15 protein-coding genes are annotated in these 13,114 nt (G+C 62.8%); 4 read left to right on the forward strand and 11 right to left on the reverse strand.

Going from position 1 to position 13,114, the window contains the following annotated elements; translation table 11 throughout:
* The first annotated feature begins 6 nt into the window (after positions 1–6).
* Positions 7–1,716: a 2-isopropylmalate synthase gene (leuA, locus tag ACTJKM_RS19400; RefSeq protein WP_058321150.1), complete on the forward strand. Its 1,710-nt coding sequence runs from the start codon at positions 7–9 to the stop codon at positions 1,714–1,716.
* A gap of 112 nt (positions 1,717–1,828) precedes the next feature.
* Here the strand turns inward: leuA and ACTJKM_RS19405 are convergent, their stop codons facing one another.
* The 5 genes from ACTJKM_RS19405 to ACTJKM_RS19425 form a co-directional block, all read right to left on the reverse strand.
* A complete protein-coding gene (locus ACTJKM_RS19405; protein ID WP_057253069.1) occupies positions 1,829–2,209 on the reverse strand; it encodes a DUF6481 family protein in 381 nt (126 codons plus the stop codon).
* Between the two features lie 37 nt (positions 2,210–2,246).
* Positions 2,247–2,471 carry a hypothetical protein gene (locus ACTJKM_RS19410; protein WP_057253071.1) on the reverse strand — a complete coding sequence of 75 codons (225 nt, stop codon included), beginning with the start codon at positions 2,469–2,471 and terminating at the stop codon, positions 2,247–2,249.
* Between the two features lie 184 nt (positions 2,472–2,655).
* Positions 2,656–2,865: a cold-shock protein gene (locus ACTJKM_RS19415; protein ID WP_053248201.1), complete on the reverse strand. Its 210-nt coding sequence runs from the start codon at positions 2,863–2,865 to the stop codon at positions 2,656–2,658.
* A gap of 478 nt (positions 2,866–3,343) precedes the next feature.
* Positions 3,344–4,171: an anti-sigma factor family protein gene (locus tag ACTJKM_RS19420; RefSeq protein ID WP_058326531.1), complete on the reverse strand. Its 828-nt coding sequence runs from the start codon at positions 4,169–4,171 to the stop codon at positions 3,344–3,346.
* A gap of 3 nt (positions 4,172–4,174) precedes the next feature.
* The gene (locus tag ACTJKM_RS19425; protein ID WP_058326532.1) at positions 4,175–4,693 is read right to left on the reverse strand and encodes an RNA polymerase sigma factor; all 519 of its coding nucleotides are present in this window, start codon (positions 4,691–4,693) and stop codon (positions 4,175–4,177) included.
* Positions 4,694–5,068: 375 nt separating this feature from the next.
* On the opposite strand from ACTJKM_RS19425, the gene ACTJKM_RS19430 reads away from it, so the two are divergent.
* Positions 5,069–5,926 (forward strand): DUF3313 domain-containing protein, encoded by an 858-nt coding sequence (locus ACTJKM_RS19430; RefSeq protein ID WP_058326533.1) that lies wholly within the window; start codon positions 5,069–5,071, stop codon positions 5,924–5,926.
* 89 nt (positions 5,927–6,015) lie between these two features.
* Here ACTJKM_RS19430 and ACTJKM_RS19435 read toward each other — a convergent pair whose 3' ends face one another.
* Both ACTJKM_RS19435 and ACTJKM_RS19440 read right to left on the reverse strand, forming a co-directional pair.
* The gene (locus tag ACTJKM_RS19435) at positions 6,016–6,567 is read right to left on the reverse strand and encodes a tetratricopeptide repeat protein (RefSeq protein WP_057253080.1); all 552 of its coding nucleotides are present in this window, start codon (positions 6,565–6,567) and stop codon (positions 6,016–6,018) included.
* Between the two features lie 235 nt (positions 6,568–6,802).
* Positions 6,803–7,705 carry a metallophosphoesterase family protein gene (locus ACTJKM_RS19440; protein ID WP_057253082.1) on the reverse strand — a complete coding sequence of 301 codons (903 nt, stop codon included), beginning with the start codon at positions 7,703–7,705 and terminating at the stop codon, positions 6,803–6,805.
* 71 nt (positions 7,706–7,776) lie between these two features.
* On the opposite strand from ACTJKM_RS19440, the gene ACTJKM_RS19445 reads away from it, so the two are divergent.
* Positions 7,777–8,286 (forward strand): NUDIX domain-containing protein, encoded by a 510-nt coding sequence (locus ACTJKM_RS19445; protein WP_058326571.1) that lies wholly within the window; start codon positions 7,777–7,779, stop codon positions 8,284–8,286.
* Positions 8,287–8,314: 28 nt separating this feature from the next.
* On the opposite strand, the gene ACTJKM_RS19450 is transcribed toward ACTJKM_RS19445, so the two are convergent.
* Complete coding sequence (locus tag ACTJKM_RS19450) at positions 8,315–9,292, reverse strand: glutathione S-transferase family protein (RefSeq protein WP_057253083.1); 978 nt, start codon at positions 9,290–9,292, stop codon at positions 8,315–8,317.
* Between the two features lie 259 nt (positions 9,293–9,551).
* Here ACTJKM_RS19450 and ACTJKM_RS19455 point away from each other — a divergent pair, with 259 nt between their 5' ends.
* Positions 9,552–10,097, forward strand: a complete 546-nt coding sequence (locus tag ACTJKM_RS19455; RefSeq protein WP_058326534.1) for a GNAT family N-acetyltransferase — start codon at positions 9,552–9,554, stop codon at positions 10,095–10,097.
* Positions 10,098–10,139: 42 nt separating this feature from the next.
* Here the strand turns inward: ACTJKM_RS19455 and ACTJKM_RS19460 are convergent, their stop codons facing one another.
* From ACTJKM_RS19460 to ACTJKM_RS19470, 3 genes are read right to left on the reverse strand one after another with little or no spacing between them, the layout of a single operon-like run.
* Positions 10,140–10,562, reverse strand: a complete 423-nt coding sequence (locus tag ACTJKM_RS19460; protein WP_058326535.1) for a GNAT family N-acetyltransferase — start codon at positions 10,560–10,562, stop codon at positions 10,140–10,142.
* A 10-nt stretch (positions 10,563–10,572) separates the two neighbouring features.
* Positions 10,573–11,046, reverse strand: a complete 474-nt coding sequence (locus ACTJKM_RS19465) for a GNAT family N-acetyltransferase (protein ID WP_058326536.1) — start codon at positions 11,044–11,046, stop codon at positions 10,573–10,575.
* The gene (locus ACTJKM_RS19470) at positions 11,043–13,112 is read right to left on the reverse strand and encodes a hypothetical protein (RefSeq protein WP_440637844.1); all 2,070 of its coding nucleotides are present in this window, start codon (positions 13,110–13,112) and stop codon (positions 11,043–11,045) included. Before ACTJKM_RS19470 ends, ACTJKM_RS19465 begins: the two co-directional genes overlap by 4 nt.
* Positions 13,113–13,114 lie beyond the last annotated feature (2 nt).

Below are 13,114 nucleotides of genomic sequence, written 5' to 3' on the forward strand. Positions count from 1 at the left end.
GCTGCAATGATCCAGAAGTCCCATTCCATCAAGAACGGCATGCCGGAAGCGTCGGTGAAGTATCAGCCTTACCCGCAGATAGCACTCACCGACCGCACCTGGCCGTCGAAGACGATCACCAAGGCGCCGATCTGGTGCTCGGTTGACCTGCGCGACGGTAACCAGTCGCTGATCGACCCGATGGGTCACGATCGCAAGGCCCGCATGTTCCAGCTGCTGCTCGACATGGGCTTCAAGGAAATCGAGATCGGCTTCCCCTCGGCCTCGCAGACCGACTTCGACTTTGCCCGCTGGTGCATCGAGGAGGGCAACGTCGCCAAGGACGTGTCGCTGCAGGTGCTGGTGCAGTGCCGGCCCGAGTTGATCACCCGCACCTTCGAAGCGCTCGAGGGCGCCCACCAGCCGATCGTGCATTTCTACAATTCCACCAGTGAATTGCAGCGCCGCGTGGTCTTCGCCAAGGACGTCGCCGGCATCAAGCAGATTGCCACCGACGCTGCCAAGATGATCACCGACATGGCGGCCAAGGCCGGTGGCGGCTACCGCTTCGAGTATTCGCCCGAGAGCTTTACCGGCACCGAACTCGAAGTGGCGCTGGAGATCTGCAATGCGGTCACCGAAATCGTCAAGCCGACTCCCGAAAACAAGCTGATCCTGAACCTGCCCTCGACCGTCGAGATGGCGACGCCGAACATCTATGCCGACCAGATCGAATGGATGTGCCGCAACCTCGACAACCGCGAAAACCTGATCATCTCGCTGCACCCGCACAACGACCGCGGCACCGGCATTGCCGCCACCGAGCTCGGCCTGATGGCTGGCGCCGACCGCGTCGAAGGCACGCTGTTCGGCAATGGCGAGCGCACCGGCAACGTCGACGTCGTCACCCTGGCGCTGAACATGTTCACGCAAGGCGTCGACCCGCAGCTCGACTGCTCGGACATCGAGCGGATCAAGGAAGTCTACGAATACTCCAACCAGATGGTCATTCCGGAGCGCCATCCATACGTCGGCGAGCTGGTCTATACGGCCTTCTCTGGTTCGCACCAGGACGCGATCAACAAAGGCATGAAGGCGATCAAGACGGCCAACAAGCCGCTCTGGGAAGTGCCGTATCTGCCAATTGATCCGCGCGACGTCGGCCGTTCCTACGAGGCGATCATCCGCATCAACTCGCAGTCGGGCAAGGGCGGCATCGCCTACATCCTGCAGGAGGATTACGGCATCAACCTGCCGCGCAACCTCCAGGTCGAGTTCCGCGAAGACATCCAGCGCATTACCGACGAGGAAGGCAAGGAGGTGCCCTCCAGGCGCATCCACGAGCGCTTCATCGAGCGCTATGTCGAGCAGCCGGGCGCGCGCATCAAGTTCGTCGATCACCACACCTATCCGGTCGGCGAGCACAAGGGCGTGCGCGTGGTGGCCGCCGAGATCACCGACAATGGCGAGGTGAAGCGCATCGAAGGCAAGGGCACCGGCCCGATCGACGGCTTCATCAACGCGCTGTCGATCTACCTCGGCGTGGATCTCTCGGTTGCCGACTATTCCGAGCACTCACTGCAGCACGGCTCCAACGCGGCGGCCATCGCCTATGTCGAGATGGAGCATCCGGGCGGAAAACTGTTCGGTGCCGGTATCAATACCAACATCGTTGCCGCCTCGCTCGAAGCGATCGTGTCGGCGGCGAACCGCGTTCTGGAAATGAAGCGCGGCTGATCAACAAAAACGCCGCGTGCCCTCAATGGACGGGCGGCGTTTTCGATCAATCGTTGAGACAGGGCAGTCGCAGCTCGGCATGACGGCGTCATGCCGACGCGCCGGTCGCCTGTTATGCCTGCCGCGCCTTGCGGTTGGCGTAGCGCCGGTCGCGTTCGGCCTTGCGAGCGGCCTCGTCCTCGATCACGCGCGAAATGCGGCTCCGGTCAGCGGCCTCGCGTGCCTCGGTCTCGGCTCTAGCAGCGGCTGCGATGGCGGCCTCGCGCTCTGCCGCCTCGGCCTGCAAACGCTCGCGCTCCTCGGCCTTCGCCCGTTCGCGACCAGCGCGCCGTTCCTCGCGGGCGGCAGCGACTGCCTGACGCTCGGCCTGGCGGGCGAGCTGGGTCGGTTCTGCGGCTTCCTTTGCCGCGCGGTAGGCTTCAAGAAGCGCTTTCTTCGCATCGGCAGCGGCGCTGCGACGGTCGGTGAGTTCACTGTTTCTGATGTTTCTCAAGTCTCTCTTCCAGTTGAGGTGTCACCCTGACTGAAGGTCAGGTTTTTCTGACGCGTTTCGAAATGGGGGCGGCAGCACCCGCCAGACGATCTTGCAATTCCTTCGCCAGGCGTGCTTCGCGCAGGCGCGAGGTCTTCTCTTCGCGTGCCTGGACGATGGCGTCGAGTTCCTCGACTGCGCTGCCTCGAGCAAAGAATTGCGATTGCTCCTTGGCAAAGGCAATCTCGGCCCGCTGGCGCGATTTGGTGTGGGTCTCTGTCATGGGGGATCCCGATCTTACAGGCGCGTCGACGGCAGTCACGTCATTCCCGATGTGCAACGCAGTCGCGGGAACGTGCATTCGATGCGCGGAAATAAAAAAGGCCAGGCATATTGCCTGACCTTGATGGGTATCATGCTCTCGGCAGTGCCAGTACATCCGTGGTCAAGGGAGAGCCGATACCGATTCAGGCCGCCTGAAGATTGCAGGCCGACATCTTGCCCGACTTGTTGTCGCGCTCCATGTCGTAGGAGACCTTCTGGCCTTCGACGATTTCGCGCATGCCAGCGCGTTCGACGGCGGAGATGTGGACGAAGGCGTCCGGGCCGCCGTTGTCAGGCTGAATGAAGCCGAAGCCCTTGGTGGAATTAAACCATTTAACTGTGCCGGTGGTCATGATGAACCCTCTCATAGCATATTGAACGACCGCGACGCGGGAGCGCTGCGGATGGTGATAGCGATTTTTGAAAGGAAGGTTCGTTCAGGGCGCAGTTGCTAGATGCGCGGTAACCAAAGCTTAGCAAGCAAATATCGATTTGCCAGAGATAGAGGTAAAGTATTGCAATGTCAACCTTTGGTTTTTTCTTGCCGATTTTTGCCAATTTTGCGGGAGTTGTGACGCTGCAATTCGGACTCAATATTTGGCCATGCGATGTGTGTATTTTGCGACGTGGTCGCAGGTGTAACCGTTTGGTTGCCTACACAAATTTCTGCTTGATCCAAACACGGGCGCACGAATTATGGTCTCTGCCGAGCCGCGGCCGATGTCTGCTTTTCATGGCAGCGAAATCTGCCTTGGAAACTGGTGTTGCCAAGGGGGCGGTTCCAGAATTTTCGTGTTGGTTGCGGCAAAGCCAAGCTTTGAAGGCGTGAACTCAGATCGTCGCGGCGGCGGCCTCGGCGATATCCTGCATCCCGACATGGGCGGAAGGACCGACGAGCACGAAGGAGGCGCCACCTCTCTGCCAGGAGACCATGCCGAGATCATCGCGGATGCTCTCGTCAAAATCGTTCGACTGCGGGCCGGTGGTATTCTTGAGGAAGCAGATCGCAAAGATCTCGCCCTCAGTGCTGCGGTAAACGAGCTGTGCCACGGGTTTGCCGTTCGCCACCAGCAGACGGGCGCCTGCGAAGGTCAGGCCCTTGCCGCCAAGCTGCGGAATCTTGAAGGGAACGCCGACGCTGGACGCAAGCCAGGTCTCGATCTTGGGAGCCTCGGAGGCGGGAACCTCGACGAGATGCTCTTTCTGGCGCGAATAGATGCGGTGGTAGTCGGCGATATCGTCCAGCCAGCCGCGCGCCGCTGCCACTTCGGCCGGTTCGCCCACATTGTTTGCCGTGCCGATGACGAAGCCGGCCGAACCGCCGAGCAGCATCAGTGCAACCGATGCGGCAAGCACGCGCGGCCAGATGCGCACGTTTCTGACGTTGGCGGCTGTCGCCGTCACGCGTTCGGTTTTGGGGCTGACACCGGGACCCTGCTTGATCTGTCGCACCAGGGCCAGCGGCACGGGATCGTGCAGAAAATCCTCAAAAGCCGTATCGCCGAAGCTGCTGCCGGCTTTCAGCTTTTCGAACAAAGCCTTGGCGTCGTCGTCGCGGGCGAGAAGCGCGTCGAGTTCATTTCGTTCCGCTTCGCCGATCTCACCGTCGATATAGGCGGATAGGCGAACTTCGAGTGCGTGACCCTTTGTCTGTTGCAACGGTCAGGCCCTCCTTTCGGTATTCTCGGAGATCATGGCGGCAAGCCTGAGGCGCGCCGTCGACAGCCTGCTCATGACAGTGCCGATCGGAATGCCGAGGATGTCGGCCGTCTCGCGGTAGCTATGGCCTTCGACGTTGACCAGCAGGAACACGCTCGCCAGGCCTTCGGGCATCGACAGGATCATCTTCTGCAACTGGTTGGCGTAGACGGCCTTTTCGGCCGAAGCCTCGATGCTGAGCTCTTCCTGGCCGAGCGCATCGACCGTGCCGCTGCCGGCGCGGACCTTGCGCTTGCGAATCTCGTCGACCCAGAGGTTGCGCGTCATCGCATAGACCCAGCTTTCCAGCCGGCCTTCTCCGTTCCACAGGTGGCTGCGCGTGATCGCGCGCTCGCAGGCTTCCTGGACGAGGTCGTCGGCATCATTGGCGTTGCGCGTCAGCGTCATCGCGAACCGACGCAATTTGGGCAGGAGACTGACCAAGTCGCGTCTGAAGTCCTTCGTTTCTGCCGCTGGACGCATTGCTCTTCCAAATGAAACGTGCCGGATCGTGCATTTATTCGCGGTGCGAGGCACGAGCCGGATGATATGAAACATTTGCCCCTTAGTCTGCAAGGGAAGTGCCGGAACGGGAAGCAAATTCTGCTGCTTCATAGCGTCTTTTCCCAAAAAGCTTTTGCTTGCCGGCCGCCGTTAACCGAGGACTTCGTTACCGTAAACTGCACCGACACCCCGAGATCGCGTCAAAGTTCGGCCCGAATCTGGCTGGACCCCATGGCACAACTGCAGGTCGATGTCGGGGACACGCCAATGAACGCACAGCATCCTAGCAAGAGAATGAACGCCGCTCGGATCGGGGGCGGCCGATGGGGCCGAGCCCAGCTTCGGCGAGGGGCCATGGCCATGCGCATTGGTGCCGTGGTTCCGCTGCTTGTGGGGCTTGCCGCATGCCAGAGCGCTCAGGTCATGGAAACCGGATCGCTATCGTCCTACAAGGATTTCGTCGCCAGCGACGGGATGGTGACCAAGACGAAGTATCGGGTGGATGCCGCCTCGACCAAGAACGTCAAGACGGTGCACGTGATGCCGACGACCTTCGCGGCCAATGCCGATCTCGACAAGCTTGGAGATCCGCAGAAGAAACTGGTGGCGACGGCGATCGACCGGTCGCTCTGCGAGGCATTGAGTGCGCAGTTCGATGTCGTGCCGATATCGAAGCCGGCGGATATGGCCGTGCGCTCCGTGATCAGCAAGGTCAAATCGACAAATGCCGTTGTTGCGGGCGTGTCGACCGTCACCTCGGCGGTCGCTCCCGTTCCGGTTCCGCGCATTCCGATCGGTCTCGGAAGTCTCGCAGTCGAGGCGGAGGCTTTCGACGCGCGGGGCAAGCAGATCGCCGGGCTGACATGGGCGCGCGGTGCCAACATCCTCACCAATGGTTCCCGCGCATCGACGGCTGCCGACGCCTTTGAGCTTGCCGGAGATTTTTCAGGCGATTTCAGTGCGTTGCTGGAAAAATCGGGTGACCCGATGAAATCCGACTTCGAACTGCCTTCGATGAAGAACGTCAAGAGCAGCGTCGCCTATGCGGTGACCGGCAAACCCTCCGATCCCGATTGTGCTGTTTTCGGGAAAGGATCCGGCCTCGGCGGCATCGCTGGCGGCGCGCTCGGTCTGCCGCCGGAATGGTCGGAGAAGAAGAACGAGAGCGCGCCCATTGCAAGCGGCAGCAGCGGGGGCGCAAAGAAGGGCTAGACAGCCAATGCCGGCGCGTCTCTTGCGCGCTCGGCGCTCTGTCGTTTGGCGCTGCGATCGAGGCGGNCCGCCTCGATGCTCCCGGTGGGTCAGTACTGGCGCACGCCGCCAAGCGACTGCAACAGTGCGCGGTAGGCCCAGGTGTTCTCCCCGCCACGATCGCGGATCTCGACGAGCTGCACGCGTGCTTCCTCGACGTGTCCCTGTTCGATCAGCGCCTGGCCCATGTAGGAGCGCGCGAGAATGTAGTTCTCGTCGGCCTGGAGCGCGCGCTTGTAGTACTGCATGCCGAGTTCCATGCGGCCGGCCTTGCGGTTGGAATAGCCGAGATAGTTGAGGACGCGGGCGCTCTTCTGGTCCTTGACCGCGCCGAGTACCTTGATGGAATTTTCATACTGGCCGGCATAGGCGAGCTCGCGGGCGGCCTGGAACAGGATATCGTCGCTGAGGTCGCTTTTCTTGGCGTTGACGCAGGCATTCTTCTTTGCGTCCCACACCTTGCCATCCGTGCATTCGCTGGTCGTCTTGGTCTTCTTGGGCGGTTCGCTGGTGTCTTCGCCGGCTGCCATCACGGCCTGCGCCATGAAGCTGGTTGCGCCGGCCACAATCAGGGCGCCAAGCAGGGCCTTTCGGTACATCATGCCATCTCCCGTTCTTCGCGCATGCCCTTGAAAGCCCGCGCGTCGTTTCAAAATGATCGCGTGTCCTTGACGCTCCGAAAGGAGGTGAGCCGCCGTCGGGCGGCTTCAGCCACGAAGCATGCCAGAAGACAATGCACACCACCAGCGGGCGGCGCACGACTGGGGTATGACGCATGAATGCGGGAAAATATTCGCCGGGCGATGAATATTCTGCGAAGTGGCCCGCCTGACGGCTTCAGAAACGCGTCGTTTCGGCGAGTGTCACCGTCGTTGCATCGCCGTTCAGCGCATAGCGTTCGCGCGTCAGCTGCCAATTGCCCGGCTCGCCGGTGATGGTGAAGAGGTTATAGGCTGCTGGCGGCTTGTGGCCGCCCGGGCCTTGCGAGGCCGAGGCGATGCCAACGACCGGGACCGGTGCATTCTGGCCCTTCAGCCAGTAGACGGTGTTGAGATGGGTGTGGCCATGGATCACGAGCTCCGCACCGCCCGAGGAAATCGTCGCGGCGAAACGGCGGATGCCGATCATGCGCTTGTGCATCGAGGCCGCGCCGCGGATCGGCGGGTGGTGGATCATGACGATGCGAAAGAGGCCCGCTTCGCCGGCGGCCCGCAGCATGTTGACGGTCGCGCGTGCCTGCCGCTGGCCGAAATAGCCGCTTGCGGCAAAGGGGGGCGTTGCGACAGCGGTCGAGCAGCCGATCAGCGCGACCGGTCCGCGCACCCGCATATAGGGAAAGCAACGGTGCCGGTCGTGCCAATGAGCCGGCGCATCGTCGCCCCGCATGTAGGGATACCAGGCACGGGTGGTCTTTTCGTAGGCGCCCGGCACATAGGCGTCATGGTTGCCCGGAACGATGGAAATGTTCTCCGGCTTGCCGGCATCCGTCAGCCATTCGGTCACTGCCTTGATCTCAAGCGAAGACGCGAGGTTCACGAGATCGCCTGTCATCGCCAGATGGTCAGGATCCTTCTTCTCGATATCCGCCAGCAGCGTGTCGAGCGTGCCGGTAAAGAGATGCCGGCTGCGGTTGCGGTGCCAGTTGACGAAACCGGTGATGCGCTTCGACGCGAGCTCCCTTAAGGACAATTCGGGCAGGGGCCCGAGATGGACATCGGAGATATGGGCAAGTTTGAACATCGCCCCCGTCTAGCGCATATTCCGGCCGAGGGGAATCAGGTCGCCCGATGAATCGCGTGCGGGCCGAAAACATGGGAAGGACGAGACGACTGAACGAGGAACGGCCACCGGAGATGCGGCGCTGGTATCTCCGGCTCCTGATGCGGCTCGCGCATGGCTATTACGCCCTTGCGCGCGGCATGACGATCGGCGTTCGCGCTGCCTGTTTCGATGACGAGGGCCGGGTTTTTCTCGTGCGCCATTCCTATCTGCCGGGCTGGCACCTGCCGGGTGGGGGGCTCGATCGCGACGAAGCCTCGATTGACGGGCTGCTGCGGGAGCTGCGCGAAGAGGGAAACCTGGAGGCAACGGCGCCGCCGGTGCTCATCCAGGTCTACTACAACAGGCGCACGAGCCGCCGCGACCATGTCGTCTTCTACCGCTGCGACGGCGTCAGGCAGACCGCGCCGAAGACGCCGGATCTGGAGATCGCCGCAAGCGGCTTCTTCGCGCTCGATGCGCTGCCGGAGGATACCACGCCGGCGACGCGTCGCCGGCTTGCGGAACTCGCCGGCAGCGCTGCCTTCGACATTCACTGGTAGAGGCGGTTCAGCCGCTCGAACAATCGGTCTACAGCCTCTCGCGTCCGTGCGGGGAGGTGAGGTCGAGCACCGGACCCACTGGCACGACGCCGGTCGGGTTGATGGTCGTGTGGCTGCGGTAGTAGTGCTCCTTGATGTGGCGCATATCGACGGTCTCGGCCACGCCCGGGACCTGGTAAAGCTCCCGGAGGTAACCTTGCAGGTTCGGATAGTCGGCGATCCGGCGGATGTTGCACTTGAAGTGGCCGACATAGACCGGATCGAAACGCACCAGCGTGGTGAACAGGCGCCAGTCGGCCTCGGTGAGGCGGCTGCCGGTCAGATAGCGATGCGACGCGAGGCGTTCTTCCAGCTTGTCGAGCCGGGAAAAGAGCGCGGTGACGCTCTCCTCGTAGGCGGCCTGCGTGGTGGCAAAGCCCGCCTTGTAAACCCCGTTGTTGACGTCGTTGTAGACGTCGGCATTCAACGCATCGATTTCGGCGCGCAGTTCTTCCGGGTAGAAGTCGGTCGTCGAGCCGGTCAGCCCGTCGAAGGCGGAATTGAACATGCGGATGATCTCGGAGGATTCGTTCGAGACGATGGTGTTTTGCTGCTTGTCCCAGAGAATCGGTACGGTCACGCGGCCGGAATAGTGGGCATCGGCGCGGGTATAGATCTGCCACAGCGCCTTCGATCCGAAGAGATGGTCGCCAGTGCCGATGCCGCCGTCCTTGAACTCCCAGCCCTGGGCGAGCATGAGCGGATCGACGACCGAAACGGAAATGAGGTCCTCCAGCTTCTTCAGCTTGCGGAAGATCAGCGTGCGGTGCGCCCAGGGGCAGGCGAGCGAAACATAGAGATGATAGCGACCGGCCTCCGCCTTGAAACCGCCGTCGCCGCTAGGTCCCGCGGATCCGTCTGCCGTGACCCAGTTGCGAAACTGCGAAGCGCTGCGCTTGAAATGGCCGTTCGTTGCGACGGTATCGTACCAGACGTCCTGCCAGACGCCGTCCACTAATCTACCCATCTTGAAATCTCCTTCGTGATCCTTGCGCTCATAGATAGCGCTTCCAGCGGCGTCCGATAGATGGCGAAATCCGAACAGTGCGTTTTAGACTTTGACAGCGGGCATTTTTCTGATATCGGCGATCTCACAACTTTTTTCGTGTTGGAAGAAACCGCACTGATGATGTTCTCGGGAAACCTGCGACGACGCTGATGCTGCCAACGCCCGCTTCGGGCGAAGCCATCCCTATGTCTGTTCGCATGCCTGGTTTCTCGATCCCATGAAAAAGCACGATCTCGTCTACCTGACCGAAGACGCGTCCCATGACGCAGCCATCGAAATCATCAATGAAGAAGCCTTCGGCCCCGGCCGGTTTGCCCGGGCGGCCGCGCGCATCCGCGAGCAAGGGCCGCATGATCGGTCGCTGTCCTTCATCTGTGCCGACAACGGCGAGACCATCGCTTCGGTCAGGATGACGCCTGTGTTTGCGGGCACTGTCAGAGGCCATCTGCTCGGGCCGCTCGCTGTCCGGCCGTCGCACAAGAACATGGGTATCGGCCGGGAGCTGGTGCGCATCGCGGTCGAGGCGGCGCGGCGGCAGGGTTCGGAGGCGGTGATCCTCGTCGGTGACCCGCCCTATTATCAGCCGCTCGGTTTCGAGAAGGTGCGCTACGGTGCGCTCGAATTTCCGGGACCGGTCGATCCCGCCCGGGTGCTCGTCGTGCCGATGGCCGAGGGCGTGCATGCCGGCCTTGCCGGTATCATCGGCTGGCGGGACGATGCGGCGGCGTCCGCCGTGCCGCTCGAGCTGCAGCTCGCGGTCTGAGGCTAGAGCGTCCTTTGTGCGTTCAATTGAACGCACCGCGCTCTAGCCGGAGACGAGCGATTTCTTCAGGAAGACCCGGGTGCGGCCGATCGGGAAATCCGGCAATTCGCCGAAGGCCCGGTAACCCTGGCGTTCGTAGGCGCGCCGGGCCTGCGGGTTGAAGGTGTCGATCCAGGCACTGTGGCAGCCGCGGCGTCGCGCTTCGTCTTCCGCCGCCTGAAGCAGCTTGCCGGCAAGGCCCCGCCCACGAAGATCCTCCGGCAGCCACAGCCATTGCACGAAGAGCCAGCCCCAGCCGGTGTAGCCGTTCAAGCCGCCGCGTTGCCCCTTCGCCTCGGGACCGCCGACGAGCACGGCGAGCGGTCGCCGCTCCGACGGGCCGACATCGGCAGCATTGAAGGCTGTGAGGCCATTGCCGATCGCTTCCAGCGCCTCGGTCGGAGGCGCGTCCGTTACCTCGAACATCGAAAACCTTTCAGGTGCGGCGCATGCTGAAGACGTCGAGGCGATCCTCGCCCACGTCCTGTTCATCGAGCCGCCAGCCGAGGCGCTCGTAGAAGGCGCGCTTGCCAGGAAGGGCGCAGAGATGCACGGCCTCCGCGCCGGAATCGAGCGCCGCACGGGCGGCCTTCAGCACGATGTCGCCGCCGATGCCGGTGCCGCGGAACGGCGGGTCGACCCAGACGGCCGCCACCCAAGGGGTGAGATCCGGCCGCTCCTCGAGGTCCGAGGCGATCACCGAGGCGGTGCCGACGAAGCGATCTCCGGCGTGCGCCACCAGGCAAAGGGATTCTGCATCTTCGGTGAGGCTCTCCTGCAGCAGGCAGGTAATATGGCTCAGAGGAAAGCCCTGCGGTTCCCACCAGGCGCGCCAGATGCGGTCGGCCACGGCATCGAAGAAATGTGGTGTGTCGCGAAGGTCGCTGACGACGACGGTCCGTTCGGTCATCGTCCCTCGCGATACCAGGTGGCGGAGATCAGGAAGAGCAGTGCCGCAAGCCCGAGGAGGCCGGTAAACAGCGGCAGCGAGTTGATGCCCTTCAGCACGGTTTCGTCGGTCATGCGGATCGAGAGGCGCTGGTCGTCGGCCGAGCGTATCGAGCCCCTGACCGGCAGGACCGTGGGCAGATCGAGCGGCCCGTCGGCGCTTGCGAGACGCCGCACCAGTCCCTTGGTCTTCTCCGCCCACGGGCGCAACTTGTCCTCGGTCGAGATCGCCGCCTTGAACTCGGGCGCATTGGGATCGCCGACATGGGCAAGGGCCGTGAGTTCACCATTGGCCATCTCGAACAGACCGGTCTCGGTCGTGGCGAGTTCTGCCGAATAGAGACCCGGCTGGCGCTCCGTCAACTTCACGTCCTGCTTTTGACCCGAGGGTGAGACGAGCGAAACGGGACCCGGGTCGCCGTCGATCGTCTGACGGGTGATTTCCAGCGTGCGGCCCCGGGCGCGTGCCGTCAGCGCCTCTTCCTCGAGCGAGGGCTCCTGCATCAACCAATGGGCGGTGCGGCGATAGAGCGAGACATGCGGACCGCCGCCTTCAAAGCCGCGGGCCCAAAGCCAACCCTGGTCGGAGAGCAGCATGGCGACGCGGCCCTTGCCGACGCGGTTGAGCACGAGCAGCGGCTTGCCGTCGGCCGCTTCCATCACCGTATTGCCCTCAGGCCTGTCGACATCGACCGTGCGGAACCAACGGCCCCAGTGCGGCGGCTCGCTGTCGGAGCCTTCGAGGCCGCGGGTTACCGGATGTTTCTTCCCTTCCTCCGACAGGCGGGGGAAGAAGGCCTTCTCGTTCATCACACCCGTGGGTGCGGCCGGCAGCACGGCCGAGAGCGGCGTTGCGGCGATCGAATCGTCGCCGGCGTGTTCCGGCCCGGCGGCAATCAGAAGCGCGCCGCCGTTCTCCACATATTGCGCGATGTTGTCGTAGTAGAGGATCGGCAGCAGGCCACGATGCTGGTAGCGATCGAGGATGATCAGGTCGAACTCGTTGATCTTGTCGACGAACAGTTCACGCGTCGGGAACGCGATCAGCGACAGTTCGTTGATCGGCGTACCATCCTGCTTTTCCTGCGGGCGCAGAATGGTGAAGTGCACGAGATCGACCGCGGCGTCGGATTTCAGGAGATTACGCCAGGCACGCTCACCGGCATGAGGCTCGCCGGACACAAGCAGCACGCGCAGATTTTCGCGAATGCCGTCGAGTACGTGAACCGCACGGTTGTTGGTCGTGGTCACTTCGCCTGGAACCGCATCCACCGCAAATTCGAGCACGTTGTTGCCGCCGCGCGTAACCTTGAAGCTGAAGGGAACGTCGGTGCCCGGCTCGGCCCGTTCCCGGGCGATTTCGTTGCCGTTGAGGCGGATGCTGACTTCCGCGGTCCCGCCGGGTGCGGCGCCGTCGTCGACAACCCGGAACGAGAGCTTCTGCTCTTCGCCGACGATGCCGAAACGCGGCGGGTTGATGAGCTCGACGCGCCGGTCGAACTCATCAGGCTTGCCGGTGATCAGGCCATGAACCGGGGCGTCGAAACCCAGTTTGCGGCTGACATCGGGCACGTCGTGGATCTGGCCATCGGTCACGAAGATGGCGCCGCCGATGCGCGCTGGCGGAACATCGGAGAGCGCTGTCGTAAGTGTGGTGAAGAGGTTGGTCGCCGGCGAGACGCTCGCCGGATCGGTCTTGGCCTCGACGATACGCGGCTCGATGAGCGGTATCGCCGCCAGCCGCGCCTTCAGGCCCTCGACCGCACGATCGGTCTGCTCGGTGCGGTCGCCATTCTGCTGGCTCTGGCTGCGGTCAACCACGATCGCGACGATCGTCGAGAGCGGATCACGCAGTTCGACGAAGATGGAAGGATTGGCGATCGCCAGGGCGAGTGCGGCCAAGGCGAGGGCGCGCAGCCAGGCGCCGCGTATCTTTCGCCACAGACCGTAGCCGATGAACAGCGCCGCGACGACCAGAAGCGGCACGAAGAACACCAGTGGAAGCAGCGGAGCAAAACCATAAGTCATCG

The organism is Ensifer sp. 22460 (genome assembly GCF_052044935.1).
In the GTDB taxonomy this organism is placed as follows: Bacteria; Pseudomonadota; Alphaproteobacteria; order Rhizobiales; family Rhizobiaceae; genus Ensifer.

Bases quoted from the DNA above. Each gene is read 5' to 3' on its own strand.
- ACTJKM_RS19445 (WP_058326571.1), top strand. From the start codon at position 7,777: ATGGGAAGGACGAGACGACTGAACGAGGAACGGCCACCGGAGATGCGG.
- ACTJKM_RS19465 (WP_058326536.1), bottom strand. From the start codon at position 11,046: ATGACCGAACGGACCGTCGTCGTCAGCGACCTTCGCGACACACCACAT.
- ACTJKM_RS19455 (WP_058326534.1), top strand. From the start codon at position 9,552: ATGAAAAAGCACGATCTCGTCTACCTGACCGAAGACGCGTCCCATGAC.
- ACTJKM_RS19440 (WP_057253082.1), bottom strand. From the start codon at position 7,705: ATGTTCAAACTTGCCCATATCTCCGATGTCCATCTCGGGCCCCTGCCC.
- ACTJKM_RS19470 (WP_440637844.1), bottom strand. From the start codon at position 13,112: ATGACTTATGGTTTTGCTCCGCTGCTTCCACTGGTGTTCTTCGTGCCG.
- ACTJKM_RS19435 (WP_057253080.1), bottom strand. From the start codon at position 6,567: ATGATGTACCGAAAGGCCCTGCTTGGCGCCCTGATTGTGGCCGGCGCA.
- ACTJKM_RS19450 (WP_057253083.1), bottom strand. From the start codon at position 9,292: ATGGGTAGATTAGTGGACGGCGTCTGGCAGGACGTCTGGTACGATACC.
- leuA (WP_058321150.1), top strand. From the start codon at position 7: ATGATCCAGAAGTCCCATTCCATCAAGAACGGCATGCCGGAAGCGTCG.
- ACTJKM_RS19425 (WP_058326532.1), bottom strand. From the start codon at position 4,693: ATGCGTCCAGCGGCAGAAACGAAGGACTTCAGACGCGACTTGGTCAGT.
- ACTJKM_RS19410 (WP_057253071.1), bottom strand. From the start codon at position 2,471: ATGACAGAGACCCACACCAAATCGCGCCAGCGGGCCGAGATTGCCTTT.
- ACTJKM_RS19415 (WP_053248201.1), bottom strand. From the start codon at position 2,865: ATGACCACCGGCACAGTTAAATGGTTTAATTCCACCAAGGGCTTCGGC.
- ACTJKM_RS19460 (WP_058326535.1), bottom strand. From the start codon at position 10,562: ATGTTCGAGGTAACGGACGCGCCTCCGACCGAGGCGCTGGAAGCGATC.
- ACTJKM_RS19430 (WP_058326533.1), top strand. From the start codon at position 5,069: ATGGCCATGCGCATTGGTGCCGTGGTTCCGCTGCTTGTGGGGCTTGCC.